The organism is Streptomyces sp. TLI_185, assembly GCF_003814765.1.
GTDB lineage: Bacteria > Actinomycetota > Actinomycetes > Streptomycetales > Streptomycetaceae > Streptomyces.
Window position 1 is genome coordinate 4,742,231 of the sequence record NZ_RKRB01000001.1, and the last position, 18,180, is coordinate 4,760,410.

General features: G+C 68.5%; 17 protein-coding genes. 9 read left to right on the forward strand and 8 right to left on the reverse strand.

Annotation, left to right across the window (positions count from 1 at the left end; genetic code table 11):
• Positions 1-13 precede the first annotated feature (13 nt).
• Entirely contained in the window at positions 14-1,132 is a 1,119-nt protein-coding gene (serC, locus tag EDD92_RS21695; RefSeq protein WP_123965868.1) for a phosphoserine transaminase, read from the forward strand.
• Positions 1,133-1,205: 73 nt separating this feature from the next.
• Here serC and EDD92_RS21700 read toward each other — a convergent pair whose 3' ends face one another.
• The 3 genes from EDD92_RS21700 to EDD92_RS21710 all read right to left on the reverse strand — a co-directional run bounded on the left by EDD92_RS21700 (position 1,206) and on the right by EDD92_RS21710 (position 5,576).
• Positions 1,206-2,804 (reverse strand): alpha/beta hydrolase, encoded by a 1,599-nt coding sequence (locus EDD92_RS21700; protein ID WP_123965869.1) that lies wholly within the window; start codon positions 2,802-2,804, stop codon positions 1,206-1,208.
• Positions 2,805-2,971: 167 nt separating this feature from the next.
• Complete coding sequence (locus EDD92_RS21705) at positions 2,972-4,480, reverse strand: cellulase family glycosylhydrolase (protein ID WP_123965870.1); 1,509 nt, start codon at positions 4,478-4,480, stop codon at positions 2,972-2,974.
• A gap of 112 nt (positions 4,481-4,592) precedes the next feature.
• The gene (locus EDD92_RS21710; RefSeq protein ID WP_123965871.1) at positions 4,593-5,576 is read right to left on the reverse strand and encodes a WD40 repeat domain-containing protein; all 984 of its coding nucleotides are present in this window, start codon (positions 5,574-5,576) and stop codon (positions 4,593-4,595) included.
• Positions 5,577-5,705: 129 nt separating this feature from the next.
• Between EDD92_RS21710 and EDD92_RS21715 the strand changes: the two genes are divergently transcribed.
• The 3 genes from EDD92_RS21715 (at position 5,706) to EDD92_RS21725 (ending at position 7,771) form a co-directional block, all read left to right on the forward strand.
• Complete coding sequence (locus EDD92_RS21715) at positions 5,706-6,380, forward strand: GDSL-type esterase/lipase family protein (protein ID WP_123965872.1); 675 nt, start codon at positions 5,706-5,708, stop codon at positions 6,378-6,380.
• A gap of 116 nt (positions 6,381-6,496) precedes the next feature.
• Positions 6,497-7,084 carry a Uma2 family endonuclease gene (locus tag EDD92_RS21720; protein WP_123965873.1) on the forward strand — a complete coding sequence of 196 codons (588 nt, stop codon included), beginning with the start codon at positions 6,497-6,499 and terminating at the stop codon, positions 7,082-7,084.
• Positions 7,085-7,165: 81 nt separating this feature from the next.
• Entirely contained in the window at positions 7,166-7,771 is a 606-nt protein-coding gene (locus EDD92_RS21725) for a DinB family protein (RefSeq protein WP_123965874.1), read from the forward strand.
• A gap of 7 nt (positions 7,772-7,778) precedes the next feature.
• On the opposite strand, the gene EDD92_RS21730 is transcribed toward EDD92_RS21725, so the two are convergent.
• The gene (locus EDD92_RS21730) at positions 7,779-8,648 is read right to left on the reverse strand and encodes a DUF2637 domain-containing protein (protein ID WP_123965875.1); all 870 of its coding nucleotides are present in this window, start codon (positions 8,646-8,648) and stop codon (positions 7,779-7,781) included.
• A gap of 534 nt (positions 8,649-9,182) precedes the next feature.
• Between EDD92_RS21730 and EDD92_RS21735 the strand changes: the two genes are divergently transcribed.
• Entirely contained in the window at positions 9,183-10,175 is a 993-nt protein-coding gene (locus tag EDD92_RS21735; protein WP_123965876.1) for an aldo/keto reductase, read from the forward strand.
• 222 nt (positions 10,176-10,397) lie between these two features.
• Here EDD92_RS21735 and thpR read toward each other — a convergent pair whose 3' ends face one another.
• Positions 10,398-10,970 (reverse strand): RNA 2',3'-cyclic phosphodiesterase, encoded by a 573-nt coding sequence (thpR, locus tag EDD92_RS21740; protein ID WP_123965877.1) that lies wholly within the window; start codon positions 10,968-10,970, stop codon positions 10,398-10,400.
• A gap of 26 nt (positions 10,971-10,996) precedes the next feature.
• On the opposite strand from thpR, the gene EDD92_RS21745 reads away from it, so the two are divergent.
• On the forward strand, positions 10,997-11,518 hold the full coding sequence (locus EDD92_RS21745) for a GNAT family N-acetyltransferase (RefSeq protein ID WP_123965878.1): 522 nt from the start codon (positions 10,997-10,999) through the stop codon (positions 11,516-11,518).
• 15 nt (positions 11,519-11,533) lie between these two features.
• Here EDD92_RS21745 and EDD92_RS21750 read toward each other — a convergent pair whose 3' ends face one another.
• Together EDD92_RS21750 and EDD92_RS21755 are read right to left on the reverse strand one after the other, a co-directional pair.
• Positions 11,534-12,892, reverse strand: coding sequence for an MFS transporter (locus EDD92_RS21750; protein WP_123965879.1), 1,359 nt, complete (start codon positions 12,890-12,892; stop codon positions 11,534-11,536).
• A 24-nt stretch (positions 12,893-12,916) separates the two neighbouring features.
• Positions 12,917-13,354, reverse strand: coding sequence for a MarR family winged helix-turn-helix transcriptional regulator (locus EDD92_RS21755; protein ID WP_123965880.1), 438 nt, complete (start codon positions 13,352-13,354; stop codon positions 12,917-12,919).
• A 176-nt stretch (positions 13,355-13,530) separates the two neighbouring features.
• Between EDD92_RS21755 and EDD92_RS21760 the strand changes: the two genes are divergently transcribed.
• Positions 13,531-13,719 carry a ribbon-helix-helix protein, CopG family gene (locus EDD92_RS21760; RefSeq protein WP_123965881.1) on the forward strand — a complete coding sequence of 63 codons (189 nt, stop codon included), beginning with the start codon at positions 13,531-13,533 and terminating at the stop codon, positions 13,717-13,719.
• Positions 13,720-13,729: 10 nt separating this feature from the next.
• Here EDD92_RS21760 and EDD92_RS21765 read toward each other — a convergent pair whose 3' ends face one another.
• Positions 13,730-15,181 (reverse strand): NCS2 family permease, encoded by a 1,452-nt coding sequence (locus tag EDD92_RS21765; protein WP_123965882.1) that lies wholly within the window; start codon positions 15,179-15,181, stop codon positions 13,730-13,732.
• Between the two features lie 117 nt (positions 15,182-15,298).
• Here EDD92_RS21765 and EDD92_RS21770 point away from each other — a divergent pair, with 117 nt between their 5' ends.
• Positions 15,299-15,580, forward strand: coding sequence for a DUF2530 domain-containing protein (locus EDD92_RS21770; RefSeq protein WP_123965883.1), 282 nt, complete (start codon positions 15,299-15,301; stop codon positions 15,578-15,580).
• 197 nt (positions 15,581-15,777) lie between these two features.
• Positions 15,778-18,171 (forward strand): HAD-IC family P-type ATPase, encoded by a 2,394-nt coding sequence (locus EDD92_RS21775; protein WP_123965884.1) that lies wholly within the window; start codon positions 15,778-15,780, stop codon positions 18,169-18,171.
• Positions 18,172-18,180 lie beyond the last annotated feature (9 nt).

The following is an 18,180-nucleotide window of genomic DNA, read 5'->3' on the forward strand; positions in this document are numbered from 1 at the left end:
CTAGTCTCACTCCGTGGCTGAGATCCAGATTCCCGCTGACATCAAGCCCGCCGACGGTCGATTCGGCGCTGGCCCCTCCAAGGTGCGCACGGAGGCGCTGGACGCCCTCGCCGCGACCGGCACCTCCCTCCTCGGCACCTCCCACCGTCAGGCCCCGGTCAAGAACCTGGTCGGCAAGGTGCGCGAGGGCATCAGTGAGCTGTTCTCCCTCCCCGAGGGCTACGAGGTCGTCCTCGGCAACGGCGGCTCCACCGCGTTCTGGGACATCGCGACGCACGGCCTGATCGAGAACAAGTCGCAGCACCTCAATTTCGGCGAGTTCTCCTCGAAGTTCGCCAAGGCGGCCAAGCTGGCCCCCTGGCTGGCCGAGCCGACCGTCATCGCGAGCGACCCCGGCACGCACCCGGAGCCGCAGGCCGAGGCGGGCGTCGACGTCTACGCCTTCACCCACAACGAGACCTCCACCGGTGTCGCCATGCCGATCAGGCGCGTGGCCGGCGCCGACGAGGACGCACTGGTCCTGGTCGACGCCACCTCCGGCGCCGGCGGCCTCCCGGTGGACGTGTCCGAGACGGACGTCTACTACTTCGCCCCGCAGAAGTCCTTCGCCTCCGACGGCGGCCTGTGGATCGGCGTCTTCTCCCCGGCCGCGATCGAGCGCGCCGAGCGCGTGCACGCGTCCGGCCGCCACGTACCGGAGTTCTTCAGCCTGCCGACGGCGATCGACAACTCCCGCAAGAACCAGACGTACAACACCCCGGCCCTCGCCACCCTCTTCCTGCTCAACGAGCAGCTAGAGTGGATCAACGGCCAGGGCGGTCTCGCCTGGTCCACGGCCCGCACGAAGGACTCCTCGACCCGCCTCTACTCCTGGGCGGAGGAGGCCAAGTACGCGACCCCGTTCGTCGCCGACCCGGCCAAGCGCTCGCAGGTCATCGGCACGATCGACTTCTCGGACGAGATCGACGCCGCCGCCGTCGCCAAGACCCTGCGCGCCAACGGCATCGTCGACACCGAGCCCTACCGCAAGCTCGGCCGCAACCAGCTGCGCGTCGCGATGTTCCCGGCGATCGACCCGGCGGACGTCGAGGCGCTGACGAAGTGCATCGACTACGTGATCGAGAAGCTGTAACCGCTGCTTCTCCTACGCCGATGAAGGGCGCCCGGCGACAGTGCCGGGCGCCCTTCTCGTGCTCAGGTACCGCTCAGCCGCGGAAGCCCAGCATCCGGTGCAGGGCGTCACTGCCCGGCGCGTCGGCCGACTGATCGGTGGCCATGGCGGACTTGGCCGTGCTCTGCGGCTTCGGGTCCGGGGTCTTCTGGCAGACCGCGTCGGCCGTGCCGTGCCCGCGCGGCACCGTGCCGTCGGTCAGGTACTTCGCCAGGTACTTGTCGAGGCAGGCGTTGCCGCTCAGCGAGATGCCGTGGTTGCCGCCGCCCTGCTCGACCACCAGGCTGGAGTGCTTGAGCAGGCGGTGGACGGTGACGCCGCCCTGGTACGGGGTGGCCGCGTCGTTCGTCGCCTGGAACAGCAGCACCGGCGGCAGCTGGGAGTTCGCGACGTTCACCGGCTTCAGCGACTTGGTGGGCCAGAACGCGCACGGCGCGTTGTACCAGGCGTTGTTCCAGGCGTTGAAGGGCGCCTTGGCGTACACCGCCCAGTTGTCCTTCTCCCACTGCTTCCAGTCACGCGGCCAGGCCACGTCCCGGCACTGCACGGCGGCGTAGATGCTGTAGCCGTTGTCGCCGGAGGCGTCGATGGCGGCGAGGCTCTGGTACGCCTTCACCAGCGGGGCGGGGTTGTGGTCGTTGACGTACGCGGCGAACGCCTGGGCCAGTTGGGGCCAGTAGCCGTTGTAGTAGCCGCCGGGCAGGAAGGTGTCCTCCAGCTCCGCGGCGCCCACCTTGCCGCCGGCCGGCTTCTTGGCGAGCTCGGCCTGCATCGCGTACCACTTGGCCTCGATCGCGGCCGGGTCGGTGCCGAGCTTGTACGTTGAGTTGTACTTGGCGATCCAGGCCATGAGCGCCTTGTGGCGGGCGTCGAAGGCGTAGTCCTGGCCGATGTTGTCGTCGTACCAGACCCCGTCGGGGTTGACGATCGAGTCCAGGACCAGGCGGCGCACCCGGTGCGGGAAGAGCTTGGCGTAGACCTGGCCCAGGTAGGTGCCGTACGAGTAGCCGAAGTAGTTGATCTTCTTGGCGCCGAGGGACTTGCGGATCGAGTCCATGTCCTTCACGGCGCTGATCGTGTTGATGTACGGCAGGACGTCCGCGTACTTGCGGCCGCAGGCGGCGGCGAAGGACTTGGCGCGCTCCAGGTTGGCCTTCTCGATGGCCGGGGTGCTGGGGACGCTCGCCGGCCGCACCGGGTTGAAGTAACCCGGCTTGCAGTCGAGTGCGGGCTTGCTCTTGCCCACGCCCCGCGGGTCGAAGCCGATGACGTCGTACTGGGACGCGACCGTCTTGGGCAGCGTGGACGCGACGAATCCGGCGAGCGTGAGGCCGCTGCCACCGGGACCGCCCGGGTTGACCAGCAGCGGGCCCTGGAACTTCCTCGCGGTGTGCGGGACCCGGGACAGGGCCAGGGTTATCTTCCGCCCCTGCGGCCTGGCGTAGTCGAGCGGCACCTTCACCGTCCCGCACTGGAGGGTCGGGTAGGCGTCCGTGGCGCACTTCTTCCAGGTGACCTTCGCCGTCTGGACGGCGTTCGCCGAGGACGTCGTGCCGGCCTCGGCGGGAGCGGCCGTGAGCGTCCCGGCCAGGACGACGGCGGTGCCGCACAGCACAGCTGCGCTTGTCTTCATGAACTTCTCTCAGAACGTGGGGGGTTGGGACAGGATCGGCAGGTTAATGATCCTGGCCGGATTTTTTCGGAGAAGGACGAACATAAGAAACACATGAGCCCAAGATTTGAGATTCCTGTGACCTGGGGGGCGCCCGGCACACACCGGGCGCCCCCCGCTCACGGCCCTCACGCAGCCGTACAGCTCACGCTCGGCGCACCCCCGCTCCCAGGGGCTCCCCCGAACCCGAAACTCACCGAACCACCCACCGGCACACTTCCGTTGTGAGTGGCGTTCACAGCGGTGACCGACGATCCCGTCTGCGTGTACGACGCGTTCCACATGTTCGTGACCTGCTGGGACCCGCCCCAGGTCCAGGTCACCTTCCAGGAACCGATGGCGCTCGTACCGGTGTTGGTCACCTTCACCTCGGCGTTGAAGCCGCTGCCCCAGTCGCTGCTGACGGTGTAGGAGGCCGAGCACGCGGCCGTACTCCCGCCACCGCCGCCACCGCCGCCCGTACCGGTGCCGGGAAAGAGCGGCGCCTTGACGCTCGCCAGATAGCCGTCCTTCACCGTGTCGACGCTCACCCAGTCGTCCTTCAGGATCCCGCCGGTGTCACCGGAGTTGGGGTTCCAGGACCAGAACGTCCAGTGGAAGGAGTCGGCCCCGTACGTCGACGTCGGCCGCAGATAACTCACCAGCGCCGCCAGCCACTTCTGGTCGACGGTCGAGGACAGCGTCGTACCGAACTCCCCGACCCACACGGGCGCGATGTTCTGCTTGAAGATGTAGCCCCAGTACTTGTCCCAGACGCCCGGCATGTTGGCGGGGAATGACGGATCGCTGAACCAGGGCTGCTGGGCCACGCTGGTCGCGTAGTCGTGGGCGGAGTACACGACCCGGTTCGCCACGTCGAGCCGCACCGGGTACTGGGCGACGCCCATCAGGTTGCCGCCCCACCACCCCGACACACCGCCGTACGTCTGCACGCCCTCGACGAAGACCAGCAGGTCGGGGTTGGCGGAGAGCACCGCGTCGCCGGCCCGCTCGGCGGCCAGCCGCCAGTCGGTCGCCGTGTCGCCGCAGCCCCAGCAGGCCGGGTCGTGGGGCTCGTTGTGCAGGTCGATGCCGATGACGGTGTCCTGGCCCTTGTAGCGGGCCGCCAGCGCCTTCAGGTCGGCGATCCATGTCGACTCGGGGACGGCCGCCGTGTACCAGAGCGCCGACTGCCCGCCCGAGTCCGGCCGGTGCCGGTCGAGGATGACCTTGAGGCCGTCCTGGCCGGCGTACGCCACGAGCTTGTCCATGACCTGCAGGGAGTTGAGGCCCTGCAGATCGGCGTTCTTGCCGCTGCTGAAGTCGATGCTGCTGGGGACGGTCGAGGACTTGAAGATGTCGTCGCTGTAGGGCAGTCGGATGGTGTTGTAGCCCAGCGACTTCATCTGGTCGATCATGGACTTGTAGTCACGGGACCAGAGACCGTGGACGACGTGGTTGCCGGTCTCGAAGCCGAACCAGTTGATCCCGGCGATCCGGACCGGCTGCCCGGCCGCGTCCAGGATCTGACGGCCGCTGGTGTGCCAGTAGCCGGCACCGGGGACGGCGGCCGCGTGTGCGGTGTGCGCACCGGCCCCCAGCGGCAACAGGAGCGCCGCGGCAACAGCGCACAGCGCTCTTCGCAGGCTGCGGTACATGTCGCTGCTTCCTCTCGGGAGGCGCGGGCCCGGAACGAGTGGGAGCGCTCCCACAACCCGGCACCTCCATGGAAGCCACATCACATGAACACGTCAAGCGTTACGACGTCAGTCAGCGGCGCAGCAGCCGCCGGATTCCGAAGACGACCGCTGCCGCGACGGCGACGGCGAGCGCGCCGATCTTGAGGTTGCCGCCCGCACTGCCGCCGCTCCCGCTCGACGCACCCGAACTCCCGCTCTCCGAAGGCGACTTGGAGCCACCGCTCCCGCCCGGCACGTCCTGCGCCGACACGGAGCTGTCGGCGCCCTCACTGCCGTACATGAGCTTCGAGCCGTCGACGGAGTAGGTGACGGACTCGCCCTGCCCCTGCAGCGGCACGTTCAGCCGCCCCTTGTGTTTGATCTTCCCGCCGTTCCAGTCGTAGTAGATCCCGCCGAAGTAGCCGCGCACGGCGAGCTGCTTGCCGTCCGGGGAGATCGCGGCGTCGGTGGCCCAGAGGTCGACGGTGGCGACGGGCTTGAAGTAGTTCGTGCCGGAGGCGGAGAGCCTGGCCGGCCCCTCGTACAGGTGCCCGCCGTTCTCGTTCTTGTCGATGATGTAGGCGCGCCCGGTCTTCGGGTCGACGACGAGCGACTCGGCGTTGCGCGCCCCGTCCGTGTACTTGACCACGTACTGCGTGGCCCGCACGGTCTGGTCGACCAGTTTCTTCGGCTCGGGCAGCCGGTAGATCCACACGTACGGCCACTTGCCGCCGAGGTTGTCGCCGATGTCGCCGACGTAGATCTGGTTGTCGGGGCCGATGGAGATGGCCTCGACGTCGCGGGGTGAGCCGATGCCGCGGAGGGTGACGCGGGCGACCGTCCTGCCCGTACTGCTGTCGACGGCGTAGAGGTACGGCCCGTCGTCGCTGTCGTTGTGGGTCCAGTAGATGCCGGGGTGCTGGTGGGAGGCGGCGAGGCCGCTGGACTCGGTGATGCGCGAGTCCTTGATGGTGAACCCCTGGTCACCCTTGCCGTCGCCGTCGGCGGCGGATGCGGGCGCGGCGAAGGCACCCACGAGAAGGACCCCGGCGAGGAGAGCGAACGGTCGGCGCATGTCCCCAAGCCTGCCATCCCGGCCCCGTGTTCACGGACGGCTGACGGGGCGGCGCGCGTGGCAGGCCTCACACCTCACCCGTCCCATTGGCCCCTCCCTGATCCCTCCCCGATCGTCCATCATGAGCGGATGCTTAGGTTCATGCCGGTCGGCGACTCCATGACGATCGGAAGCGCGGGCGAGCACACGTGGCGTTACCGGATGTGGGAGCACCTGCGCGAGACGTACGACGGCCCGTTCGCCCTGGTCGGCCCGCGCGAGACGCTGTACGACAAGGCGACGGACGCGCCGGTGTCGTACGAGTACGCCGACCCCGACTTCCCGCGCGCCCATCTGGCGGGCTGGGGCGAGGGCTGGCTGCACATGGCTCCGCTGATCGGGGAGGCGGTGCGCTCCTGCCGCGCGGACGTCCTGCTCGTCTCCCTCGGCCTGATCGACCTGGGCTTCTACACGAATGCGGAACAGACGGCGGAGAACGTGCACCGCTTCGTGGCGGCGGCCCGCTCGGCCAACTCACGTATCCGCATGGTCGTGCTGCCGGTGATCCCGAACGTCCGCGCCGCCGACGACGGCCCCTTCGCCACGCAGGTGACCCGCTTCAACGAACTCCTGGCCAAGGCGGTCGCCGACCTGGACGAGCCCCGCTCCCCGCTCCTGCTGGCCTCGCCTCCGCCGTCGTACGACATCCACCACGACACGTACGACGGCACGCACCCGAACGCGAGCGGGGAGCACAAGATCGCGGGGGCGTTCGCGGACGCGATGTATCAGGCGTGGGACGTCGGGGAGCCCTACGAGGGCTGACCCTCGACGGCCTCGGGATCGGGCATGTGTTTGCCTCCGCGTGTCCTGGTCACCGTGCGTATCGTTGTACTGCGCGGCTGTGCTCGTCCGTGGGGCAGCCGGGGAGGAGCGCCACGATGACCGTCCTTGAAGACAGGATCGAGATGGCCGAATACAGCGGCAAGCTGACTCTGGACAGCCTGTTCGAGTCGCTTGAGCGGACCACCCCCGAGGGCTACAAGGTCGAGATCGTCGAGGGGACCATCGTCATGGCGCCGCAGCGGGATATCCACTGGAAGATCATCCGCAGGATCGTCCGGGCTCTCGAAGACGAATTCGGCATGGACGTCAATGTCCTGTCGGACGTTCGCATCGACTTCCCGGGCATCCTGAACGGTTATGCCCCGGATGTGGCGATGATCCGGGAGGGCGCCAAGAAGGACTCCAAAGGCCTCTGGTCCCACCGGGACATCGAGTTCGTCGCCGAGGTCACCTCGAAGGGCACGGCCCCGAACGACTACGGCCCCAAGAGGACCGCCTACGCCCTCGCCGAGATCCCCGTCTACCTCATCACCGACCCCTACCAGGGCAAGTGCCACCTCTACACCCAGCCGAAGGACGGCGAGTACGTCGTTGAGCTGTCCGTCGCTTTCGGCGGCGACGTCGATATGACCAACACCCTCGTGGGCCTCACCCTCAAGACCGAAGAGTTCCCCCGCGGCTGAACCCGGCGCACTCCCGCAGGCGGCGGAAAGCCGGTGGGAAAAGACGATGCCCGAAGATCGTGCCGACGTCAGACTGCCCCCATGACCTCCCCCACCCCTGACGCCAAGGCCGACCTCCACTTCTACCTGCAGTCCGCCCGCGAGGCCCTGCTGTGGAAACTCGAAGGGCTCTCGGAGTACGACATCCGCCGCCCGCGCACACCGACCGGCACCAACCTCCTGGGCCTGGTGAAGCACGCGACCGGGGCCGAGTTGGGCTACCTCGGCGACACCTTCGGGCGGCCGTTGTCCGGCGGGCCGCTTCCCTGGATGGCAGCGGGCGGTGAACCCAACGCCGACATGTGGGCCACCGCCGACGAGTCCCGCGAGTACATCGTGGACCTCTACCGCCGCGTGTGGGCGCACGCGGACGCGACGATCGACGCGCTGCCGCTGGACGCGGTCGGCAGGGTGCCGTGGTGGCCCGAAGGCAGGGACGAGGTGACGTTGCATCACGCCGTGGTCCGCGTGATCGCCGACACGCACCGGCACGCCGGGCACGCCGACATCCTGCGCGAACTCACGGACGGCGCGGTGGGGATGGAGAAGGGCAACGACAGCATGCCCTCGGGCGACGCGGCCTGGTGGGAGAACCACCGGGACCGGCTGGAGCGTACGGCGCGGGAGGCCGACCGGAAGCCGGCCTGATCCCCGTTCAGCTTCGGGACGCCGAGCCGCCACCGGTGGGACGCGGCTTCGAAGTGGCCGAACCGCTCTTGGACGCAGGGGATTTGGCACTTGTGGGCGTCTGGCGATGACGGTGGCGGGAGATGTTTCTCCGCGGTGGCCGGGTCAGAGTGATCTGGCGGACCAGTTGCTGGAAGCACGCCAGGGACGCGAGCGTCGGCAGGGCCGCTGCGGCGACACCGGTGAAACTCCTGTCGGCCTCGGCCACGCAGAGTGACATCGCAAGGAAGGAGAAAAGCAGAACGACGAACCAGGAGTGCACGGCCCTGCGTTGGTGAAGGGCGCTGCGCAGGATGGAGAGCGAGGCCACCATCCAGGGGCCGTAGACCAGAAGCGGCCACCAGGTCAGTATTCCGCCCTGCGTGGCCGATGCGACGTGCCGCAGAGGTGCATAGGCCACCATGCCGCCGAAGACGCTCACCATCGAAACGATCACAGCGGCGAGCGCGGCGATCAGAAAGCTGACGGTCTGCAACCACGTGAAGCGGAAGCGCAGCCGGAACCGCACTTTCCGATGTCGGACGGTACGGCGCCGGATGGGTGGCAACTCGGCTGTGATTCTCGCCAGGTTGTCCATCGACTCGCCCGTGAAGTCGACGTCGGACGGCGGCGGAGGCTCGCGACGGGGCGGCGACACCGTGCCCGCCTGCTCCGCCGTCACGGCGTTCTGCAGGAGGGACGTGAGTTCCTCGACCGGGTCCCAGCCCTCTACCAGGGGGCCCGTGGCGTACATGTCCTCTGCAGGACCCCGGTGGCGGCCGGTGGCCAGCCCGGTGGGGTAGTCACCGGGATACCGTTCGTGCGGGGTGAAGGAAAGATCCAGGTATTCGTCGTTCATGGAGGTCCGCCCCCGTCATGTAACCGCGTGGCAGCCGGACCGTCCCTGATCGTTCCACCGCCGCCCGAGTTCCTCCTGAGCCGTGTCCAGGATTCCCAGGAATTCACTGAACAGGGTCCCGGTGACCTGCAGTTCGATCCGCGCGCCGTCCCCGTGCAAGGTGCTGCAGGCATCAGCCGCCGAGTACGCCGCGGCGGGCGTGAAGGTGTAGCGCCCCACTGTCACCGCACGGGCGGGGGGCAGATCCTCCGCTGTCGCTCCGGAACGGTACGGGTTAAGGAACCTTGCTTTCGCCATATTCCGCTAACGCCGCGTCCCCTCCTCCGGATGCGCGGCAAACGAGTGAGGCCAATTTGACGAAAACATCGACTAGATCGTTTGTCATGAGAGCCGACCAGTCCGTGCTCAATACGTTAAGAGTCCAGCATTTTGTCTTTTGAGTTCTTCTCGCACGGCGAAGATCATTTCCGGGGAGAGATCATTTTCCGGGGATCCCTTGCATAGAGCGCACTCCAGGCCGTTGGCTAGGTGGTCATGAAGTACACGCAGCTCGGACGCACGGGACTCAAGGTCAGCCGACTGGTCCTCGGCACGATGAACTTCGGACCGCAGACGGACGAGGCCGACAGCCACGCGATCATGGACGCGGCGCTGGACGCCGGCATCAACTTCTTCGACACCGCCAACGTGTACGGCTGGGGCGAGAACAAGGGCCGTACGGAAGAGATCATCGGCAACTGGTTCGCCAAGAGCGCAGCCCACCGCGACAAGGTCGTCCTCGCCACCAAGGTGTACGGCAACATGGCCGCGGACGGTGACGCCTGGCCCAACCACGACAAGCTCTCCGCGCTGAACATCCGGCGCGCGGTCGACGCCAGCCTGAAGCGGCTGCAGACGGACCACATCGACGTCTACCAGTTCCACCACGTCGACCGCCGCACCCCCTTCGAGGAGATCTGGCAGGCGATCGACGTCCTGGTCCAGCAGGGCAAGATCCTCTACGTCGGCTCCTCGAACTTCCCCGGCTACAAGATCGCCCAGGCCAACGAGATCGCCGCCCGCCGCGGCGGCACCATCGGTCTCGTCAGCGAACAGTGCCTCTACAACCTCGCCGAGCGCCGCGCCGAGATGGAGGTCATTCCGGCCGCGCAGGAGTACGGCCTCGGGGTCATCCCCTGGTCACCGCTGCACGGCGGCCTGCTCGGCGGTGTGATCAAGAAGGAGGTCGAGGGCGGGCGCCGGGCGAGCGGCCGGGCCGCGGACTCCCTCGCCAACACCACCATCCGCGCCCAGATCCAGGCGTACGAGGACCTGCTCGACAAGCACGGCGTGGAACCGGGGGAGGCCGCCCTGGCCTGGCTCCTGACCCGCCCCGGCGTGACCGGCCCGATCGTGGGCCCGCGCACGGCCGAGCAGCTGGAGTCGGCGATCAGGGCGGCGGAGCTGGAGCTGAGCGACGAGCTCCTCGCCGGCCTGGACGAAATCTTCCCGGGCCCGGGGCCGTCCCCGGAGGCCTTCGCCTGGTAGCGCCGGGAACAGGAGCGCCCCGACAGGGGCGCGGGGCGGAGTCGATATGCGGCTCCGCCCCGCGGGCGCGACAAGCCACATACGCGGCCCGCACCCGGCAACGAGCGCGCAGTTCCCCTGCCTGGCTACCTGACGGCCGCCGCGACGGCCACAACCACCAGCAAAAGAACGAGCGCACCGGCCATGATCCGGTTCCGGGTCTTCGGGTCCACGTACCCGAGCCTAACCGGCACCCCCGAGCGCCCAACGGGCGACCGCCTCGTAACGCGGCTGCTCCCCCGGCACCCCGGACCTCGGCAGATCGCTCCGCACCAGCACCAGCTCCCCCACCGTCCACGCACGGCTCGTGAACTCCCCGAGAGCGGCGACATACGGCCGTACGTCCACCGCGTCCCGGCTCCGCGCCACCGTCAGATGCGCCTTGTACCGCCGGTGCTCCCCCATCGCCACCCCGGCCTTGCGCGCCGCGGCCTCCGAGCGGTCGGCGAGCAGCCGCAGGGTCGGCAGTTCCCCCTCCGCCCCCACCCACAACGCCCGCCCGTGCCCGAACTGGCCCCCACCGCGCACCGCCAGCTCGAAGGGCGGCGTCCGCCGTGCCGTCCGCTCCAGCCGAGCCGACAGCTCCGGTACGAGGTCCTCGTCGACCTCGCCGTAGAACGCGAGCGTGAAGTGCCACCCTTCCCGCGCCGTCCAGCGGAGTGCCCCCGCCCCCGGAAGTTTCTTCAACTCCGCCACTTCAGCGGCGAGTTCATCGACGACTCCCTCGGGGGGCAGCACCGCGGCGAACAGTCTCATGCACACCAGCCTGCCACCATGGGGGCATGGAGATCAGCATCAGAGAAGGCGGGCCGGACGACATCCCCGTGATGCTCGGCATGCTCGACAGCTGTGTGGAGTGGCTGGTGGGCCAGGGACGTACCCGTCAGTGGGGGACGAAGCCGCTGTCGCAGCAGCAGAAGACGGTGGAGTCGGTCCGCGGGTACATGGAGGAGGGCACCGCGTACATAGCCGAGGTCGACGGCGTGCCGGCCGCGACCCTCACCCTCACCGACAAGCCCGGCTCCTACCTGTCCCACCTCCCGCCGCCCGGCGAGCCGGAGCACTACATCCACTGGCTCGCCTCCGACCGCCGTTTCAAGGGCAATGGAGTGGGCAGCGCCCTGCTCGCGCACGCCGCCGAGGAGACCAGGCGCGCCGGTATCTCCCTGCTGCGGGTCGACGCCTACGCCGGCGACGACGGCAAGCTCGTCCGCTACTACGAGAGCAACGGCTTCGTCCGGACCGAGGCCTACACCCTCGGCGAGCACCAGTGGCCGGGGCAGGTGCTGGAGATGCGCCTGTAGCCCCCGGCCCACGGGTCACCCCACCGCGGCCAGCTCCTCCTGCCGCTCCCGTGGCACGAACCGCACATGCGGGTGGCCGCGGTTCCAGCCGACCGACAGGCGCAGATTGCCCATGCGGGCGAGGATCACGCCGATGGTGACGGCCGCGGCCGTGGCGATCGCGCCGCCCACGGCGAGGCCCGCCCGGACGCCGTACGTGTCCGTGATCCAGCCCGCGATGGGGGCGCCGACCGGGGATCCGCCGAGGAAGACCATCATGTAGAGGGCCATGACCCGGCCGCGCATGGCCGGGTCGGTGGCCATCTGGATGCTGGTGTTGGCGGTGACGTTGACCGTCATGCCGAACATGCCGATGGGGGCCATCAGCAGGGCGAACAGCCAGAGCGAGGGGGCTGTTGCGGCGACGATCTCCATCGCGCCGAAGGCCACCGCCGCCGCGATCAGGACGCGCATCCGGGCGGTGCCGCGCCGCGCGGCGAGCAGGGCACCCGCCAGCGAACCGACCGCCATCAGCGTGTTGAAGGCGCTGTAGGAGCCGGCACCCGCGTGGAAGACGTCGTCCGCGAAGGCCGAGAGGTAGACCGGGAAGTTGAAGCCGAAGGTGCCGATGAACCCGACCAGGACGATCGTCCAGATCAGGTCCGGGCGCCCGGCGACGTAGTGGAGTCCCTCCCGCAGCTGGCCCTTCCCGCGCGGTGCCCGCTCGACGACGTGCAGCTCACGCGCCCGCATCAGCAGCAGGCCGGCCACCGGGGCGACGAAGGACAGACCGTTGAAGAGGAACGCCCAGCCGGTGCCCACGCCCGTGATCATCAGGCCGGCCACGGCGGGGCCGACCAGGCGGGCGGACTGGAAGTTCGCGGAGTTGAGGCTGACCGCGTTCTGCAGCTGGTCCGGGCCGACCATCTCGGAGACGAAGGACTGGCGGGCCGGGTTGTCGACGACCGTGGCGAGGCCGACGGCGAGGGCGGCGAGGTAGACGTGCCAGACCTGGACGTGGCCGGAGAGGGTGAGAGCGGCGAGCGCGATACCGGTGACGGCCATCGAGGTCTGCGTGACGAGCAGCGTACGGCGCTTGGGCAGGCGGTCGACGAGGACGCCGCCGTAGAGGCCGAGGAGCAGCATCGGCAGGAACTGCAGGGCCGTCGTGACGCCGACGGCCGTGGCGGAGCCGGTGAGGCTCAGGACCAGCCAGTCCTGGGCGATGCGCTGCATCCAGGTGCCTATGTTGGAGACGACCTGGCCCATGAAGAACAGGCGGTAGTTCCTGACCTTCAGCGAGCTGAACATCGAGGACTTGCGGGGAAGCGGGGGTGAAGCGGGGGTAGTAGGTGCGGGTGCGGGGGCGGAATCTGCTCCGGATCCCGTACTCAAAAGAGTTCGCCTCCTCGGTGTGGCTTACAGATGCGCGAGTTTCTCCAGCACGGGGGCGGCGGCGCGCAGTTTCGCCCACTCGGCCTCGTCGAGGCCGTCGACCAGTTTGGCCAGGAAGGCGTTCCGCTTGGTGCGGCTCTCCGCGAGCATGGCCTCGGCCTGTTCGGTCTTGGTGACGACCTTCTGGCGCCGGTCCTCGGGGTGCGGCTCCAGCCTGACCAGGCCCTTGGCCTCGAGCAGCGCGACGATGCGGGTCATCGACGGGGGCTGCACGTGCTCCTTGCGGGCGAGCTCGCCCGGTGTGGCGCTACCGCAGTTGGAGAGGGTGCCCAGCACCGACATCTCGGTGGGGCTGAGCGACTCGTCGACCCGCTGGTGCTTGAGTCGACGGGACAGCCGCATGACAGCTGATCGCAGGGAGTTCACGGCGGCAGCGTCGTCGCCATGGGTGAGGTCCGACATGTATTTAGAGTAACTCATTACTCTCGCTAAGGACCAGGTGCGACGCGCCGAATGCCCGTGACTCGCGCCACTGAACCCGGGGACCCGGGGCCTACCGCCAGGAAACATCACATCACTCATATGAGTGAGTCGGCTCCGGAAAGTGACCCGTTGCCCACCAGGGTGCGGCGAACCTCGTGTTCATGGGGACACACGTGCTCAGCCTGCGGATAGACGGAGAGCTGCTCGACCGCCTCCGGGACCATGCCGCCAAAAGGGGAATGAGCGTCCAGGACTATGTGGTCCGGACGCTCATTCGGGACGACTTCGACGAGCGGTTCCAGGCCGCCGTCGAGGAGACGGAGAGGTTCTACGGCGTCACCTGACGCCCTTCGGTCAGGTGAGACCCAGCGCGGGCATCAGGTAGTAGAAGCCGAACACTGCCGCGACGACGTACATCGCCACCGGGACCTCCCGGCCCCGGCCGGCCGCCAGACGCAGCACCACGAAGGTGATGAAGCCCATGCCGATGCCGTTGGTGATCGAGTAGGTGAACGGCATCATCACCATCGTCACGAAGGCGGGGATGGCGAGCGTGTAGTCGGCCCAGTCGATCTCCTTGACGGAGCCGGCCAGGATCAGGAAGCCCACCGCGAGCAGGGCCGGGGTCGCCGCCTGGGACGGGACCATCGTGGCGACGGGGGTCAGGAACAGGGCGACGGCGAACAGACCGCCGGTGACGACGTTCGCGAAGCCCGTACGGGCGCCCTCGCCGACGCCCGCGGTGGACTCCACGAACGCGGTGGTGGCCGAGGAGGAGCTGGCGCCGCCGGTCGCGACCGCGAGGCCGTCGATGAACAGGACCTTGTTGATGCCCGGCATATAGCCCTGGGCGTCGGTCAGCTTGGCCTCGTCGCTGACGCCCATGATCGTGCCCATCGCATCGAAGAAGCACGACAGCAGCACGGTGAAGACGAAGAGGATGCCGGTCAGAACGCCGACGTGGGAGAAGCCGCCGAACAGACTGACCTTTCCGATCAGGCCGAAGTCCGGGGTGGCGACCGGGTTGCCGGGCCACTTGGGCGTCGTCAGACCCCAGGTCGGGATCTTCGCGACGGCGTTGATGATCAGCGCGAGGACCGTCATCGTGACGATCGAGATCAGGATCGCGCCGGAGACCTTGCGGACGATCAGCGCGAGGGTGAGCAGCGCGCCCAGGACGAAGACCAGGACGGGCCAGCCGTTGAGGTGTCCGGTGGCGCCGAGCTGGAGCGGGACGGTGGTCTGGGCGACGTCCGGGATACGCGAGACGAAGCCCGAGTCGACCAGGCCGATCAGCATGATGAACAGGCCGATACCGATGGAGATCGCCTTGCGCAGGCTGTAGGGCACGGCGTTCATGACGCGCTCGCGCAGTCCGGTGGCGACCAGCAGCATCACGATGAAGCCGGCCAGGACCACCATGCCCATGGCGTCCGGCCAGGACATCCGGGGAGCGAGCTGGAGCGCGACAACCGAGTTCACACCCAGACCGGCGGCGAGCGCGATCGGCACGTTGCCGACGACACCCATGAGGAGGGTGGTGAACGCCGCTGTCACGGCCGTCGCCGTGACCAGCTGGCCGTTGTCGAGCTGGTGCCCGTACATGTCCTTCGCGCTGCCCAGGATGATCGGGTTCAGCACGATGATGTAGGCCATCGCAAAGAAGGTGGCGAAACCGCCGCGGATCTCGCGCGGCAGGGTGCTGCCCCGCTCGGAGATCTTGAAGTAGCGGTCGAGGGCGCCGGAGACGGGCGCCTTCCCCGACTGTTCGGGGGTGGGGACCTTGGCGGGGGCCGAGGTGGACATTGGATGTTCCTACGAGTAGAAGCAGACAGCGCCGAGCACAAACGGTTTCAGTATGAACATATGAATCCGGTGGCGCTATCTCCGCGCGTAGACCTCTCCTCCTCGTAAGCTGTGCGCATGGCGAAGTGGACCCCCCAGCACGAGGCGCCGGAGCCCCTTGAGGGCCCCGTGGTCGCCACCATCACCGGCGGCACGATCCTCTGGTTCGTCCTCTTCCTGGTGCAGCTTCCCTTCTACGGCTGGTTCGACGACCACGGGCACACGTGGTGGCTGTGGACGTGCCTGGCCGGGGGCGTGCTCGGGCTGTACGGCGTCTGGTTCGTGAGGAAGCGGGACGCGGCTATCAAGAGGGCAACCGCGGCGGAGTCTGCGCCACCCCCCAGCCCGTCCGGCGTTTGAGGACGAGCCCGTTCAGGCCGAAGCGGGGGTCCGGGGGGCGGCACCCCCAGCGGGGCCCGCACCACCGCCGGGGGCCTGTTCGGACGACGTCTGCTGCTCCCCCGCCTACAACCACCGCACGAGTCGGCTCCTCCCCAGGTCGGATCTTCCGGGCACTCGGCGGGTGAAGCCGTAAATCCACACGTACCGTCGAATGCATGACGCACATCGACGCGGGCGCGGAGCTCGACCCTGTGCACCCCGTACCCGTTCCGGTGACGGCGCGGGGGCTGACCGCGGCCGAGGTGGCCGAGCGGGTCGCGCGGGGGCAGGTCAACGACGTTCCGGTGCGCAGCAGCCGGTCGATGGGCGAGATCGTCCGGGCGAACGTCTTCACCCGGTTCAACGCGATCATCGGTGTGCTCTGGCTGATCATGCTGTTCGTCGCGCCGTTCCAGGACAGCCTGTTCGGGTACGTGATCATCGCCAACACCGGCATCGGCATCATCCAGGAGTGGCGGGCGAAGAAGACCCTGGATTCGCTCGCGGTGATCGGGGAGGCGCGGCCCACGGTGCGGCGGGACGGGGTGGCCGCCGCGATCAGTACGTCGGAGATCGTGCTCGACGACCTGATCGAGTTCGGGCCGGGGGACAAGGCCGTGGTCGACGGGGTGTGCGTAGAGGCCGACGGGCTGGAGATCGACGAGTCGCTGCTCACCGGCGAGGCCGACCCGGTGGTCAAGAAGCCCGGGGACCAGGTCATGTCGGGCAGCTTCGTGGTGGCCGGCGGCGGCGCCTTCAAGGCCACCAAGGTGGGCCGCGAGGCCTACGCCGCCCAGCTCGCCGAGGAGGCCTCCCGCTTCACCCTGGTCCACTCCGAGCTGCGTACCGGTATCTCGACGATCCTCAAGTACGTGACGTGGATGATGATCCCGACCGCGATCGGCCTGGTCGTCAGCCAGTTGGTCGTCAAGCAGCACGGCCTCAAGGACTCGGTCGCCCGGACGGTCGGCGGCATAGTGCCCATGGTCCCGGAAGGGCTGGTGCTGCTGACCTCGGTCGCCTTCGCGATAGGCGTCATACGACTTGGCCGAAAACAGTGCCTGGTCCAGGAACTCCCCGCCATCGAGGGCCTCGCCCGCATCGACACCGTCTGCCTCGACAAGACCGGCACCCTCACCGAGGGCGGCATGGACGTCACCGAGCTCAGGCCGCTGCAGGGCGCCGACGAGTCGTACGTACGCAAGGTCCTCGGCGCCCTCGGCGAGTCCGACCCACGGCCGAACGCCTCGCTCCAGGCGATCATCGACGCCTACCCGGACGTAGAGGACTGGCGCTGCACCGAATCACTCCCCTTCTCCTCCGCCCGCAAGTACAGCGGCGCCACGTTCAGCGAGGGCAACGGCGAGTCGAGTACGTGGCTGCTGGGGGCGCCCGACGTGCTGCTGGCCGCCGGTGACCCGGCCCTCAAGGAGACCGGGCGGCTCAACGAGCAGGGTCTACGGGTGCTGCTGCTCGCCCGGGCCGGCCGCGATCTGGACGATCCCGAGCCCGCGAACGGAGCCAGGCCCGCCGCCCTCGTCGTCCTCGAACAGCGCCTGCGCCCCGACGCTGCCGACACCCTGCGCTACTTCGACGACCAGGACGTCCGCGCCAAGGTCATCTCCGGCGACAACGCGGTGTCGGTCGGCGCGGTGGCCGCCAAGCTGGGCCTGACCGGCACGACCGTGGACGCCCGCCACCTGCCCTCCGAGCAGGAGGAAATGGCGAAGTCCCTCGACAAGGGCACCGTGTTCGGACGGGTCACCCCGCAGCAGAAGCGGGACATGGTGGGTGCCCTGCAGTCCCGCGGGCACACGGTCGCGATGACCGGCGACGGCGTGAACGACGTCCTGGCCCTCAAGGACGCCGACATCGGCGTGTCCATGGGCTCGGGTTCGGAGGCCACCCGGGCGGTCGCGCAGATCGTGCTGCTGAACAACAGCTTCGCGACGCTGCCCTCGGTGGTCGCGGAGGGCCGGCGGGTCATCGGCAACATCACGCGCGTAGCGACCCTGTTCCTGGTGAAGACGGTCTACTCGGTGCTGCTGGCGGTGCTGGTGGTGTGCTGGCAGGTGGAATATCCCTTCCTGCCGCGCCACTTGACGCTCCTGTCGACCTTGACGATCGGCATCCCGGCCTTCTTCCTCGCCCTGGCCCCCAACAAGGAACGGGCGAAACCCCACTTCGTACGGCGGGTGATGCGGTACTCGATCCCGGGCGGGGTGGTGGCTGCGGTGGCGACCTTCGCAACGTACCTGATGGCCCGTCACTACTACACCGGGCCGGGCCAGTTGGACGCGGAGACCAGCGCGGCGACTTTGACGCTCTTCCTGATCTCCATGTGGGTCCTGGCGATCATCGCCCGCCCCTACACCTGGTGGCGCATCGCCCTGGTGGCCTCGATGGGCGTGGCGTTCCTCTTCGTGCTGATCGTGCCGTCGCTCCAGCACTTCTTCGCGCTGAAGCTGGTCGGCGAGACGATGCCGTGGGTCGCGGTCGGCATCGCGGCGGTGGCGGCGGTCGCCCTGGAGGTGCTGTGGACGTGGGTCGACCGCCGCTTTCCTGCCTAGGCCTGGGCC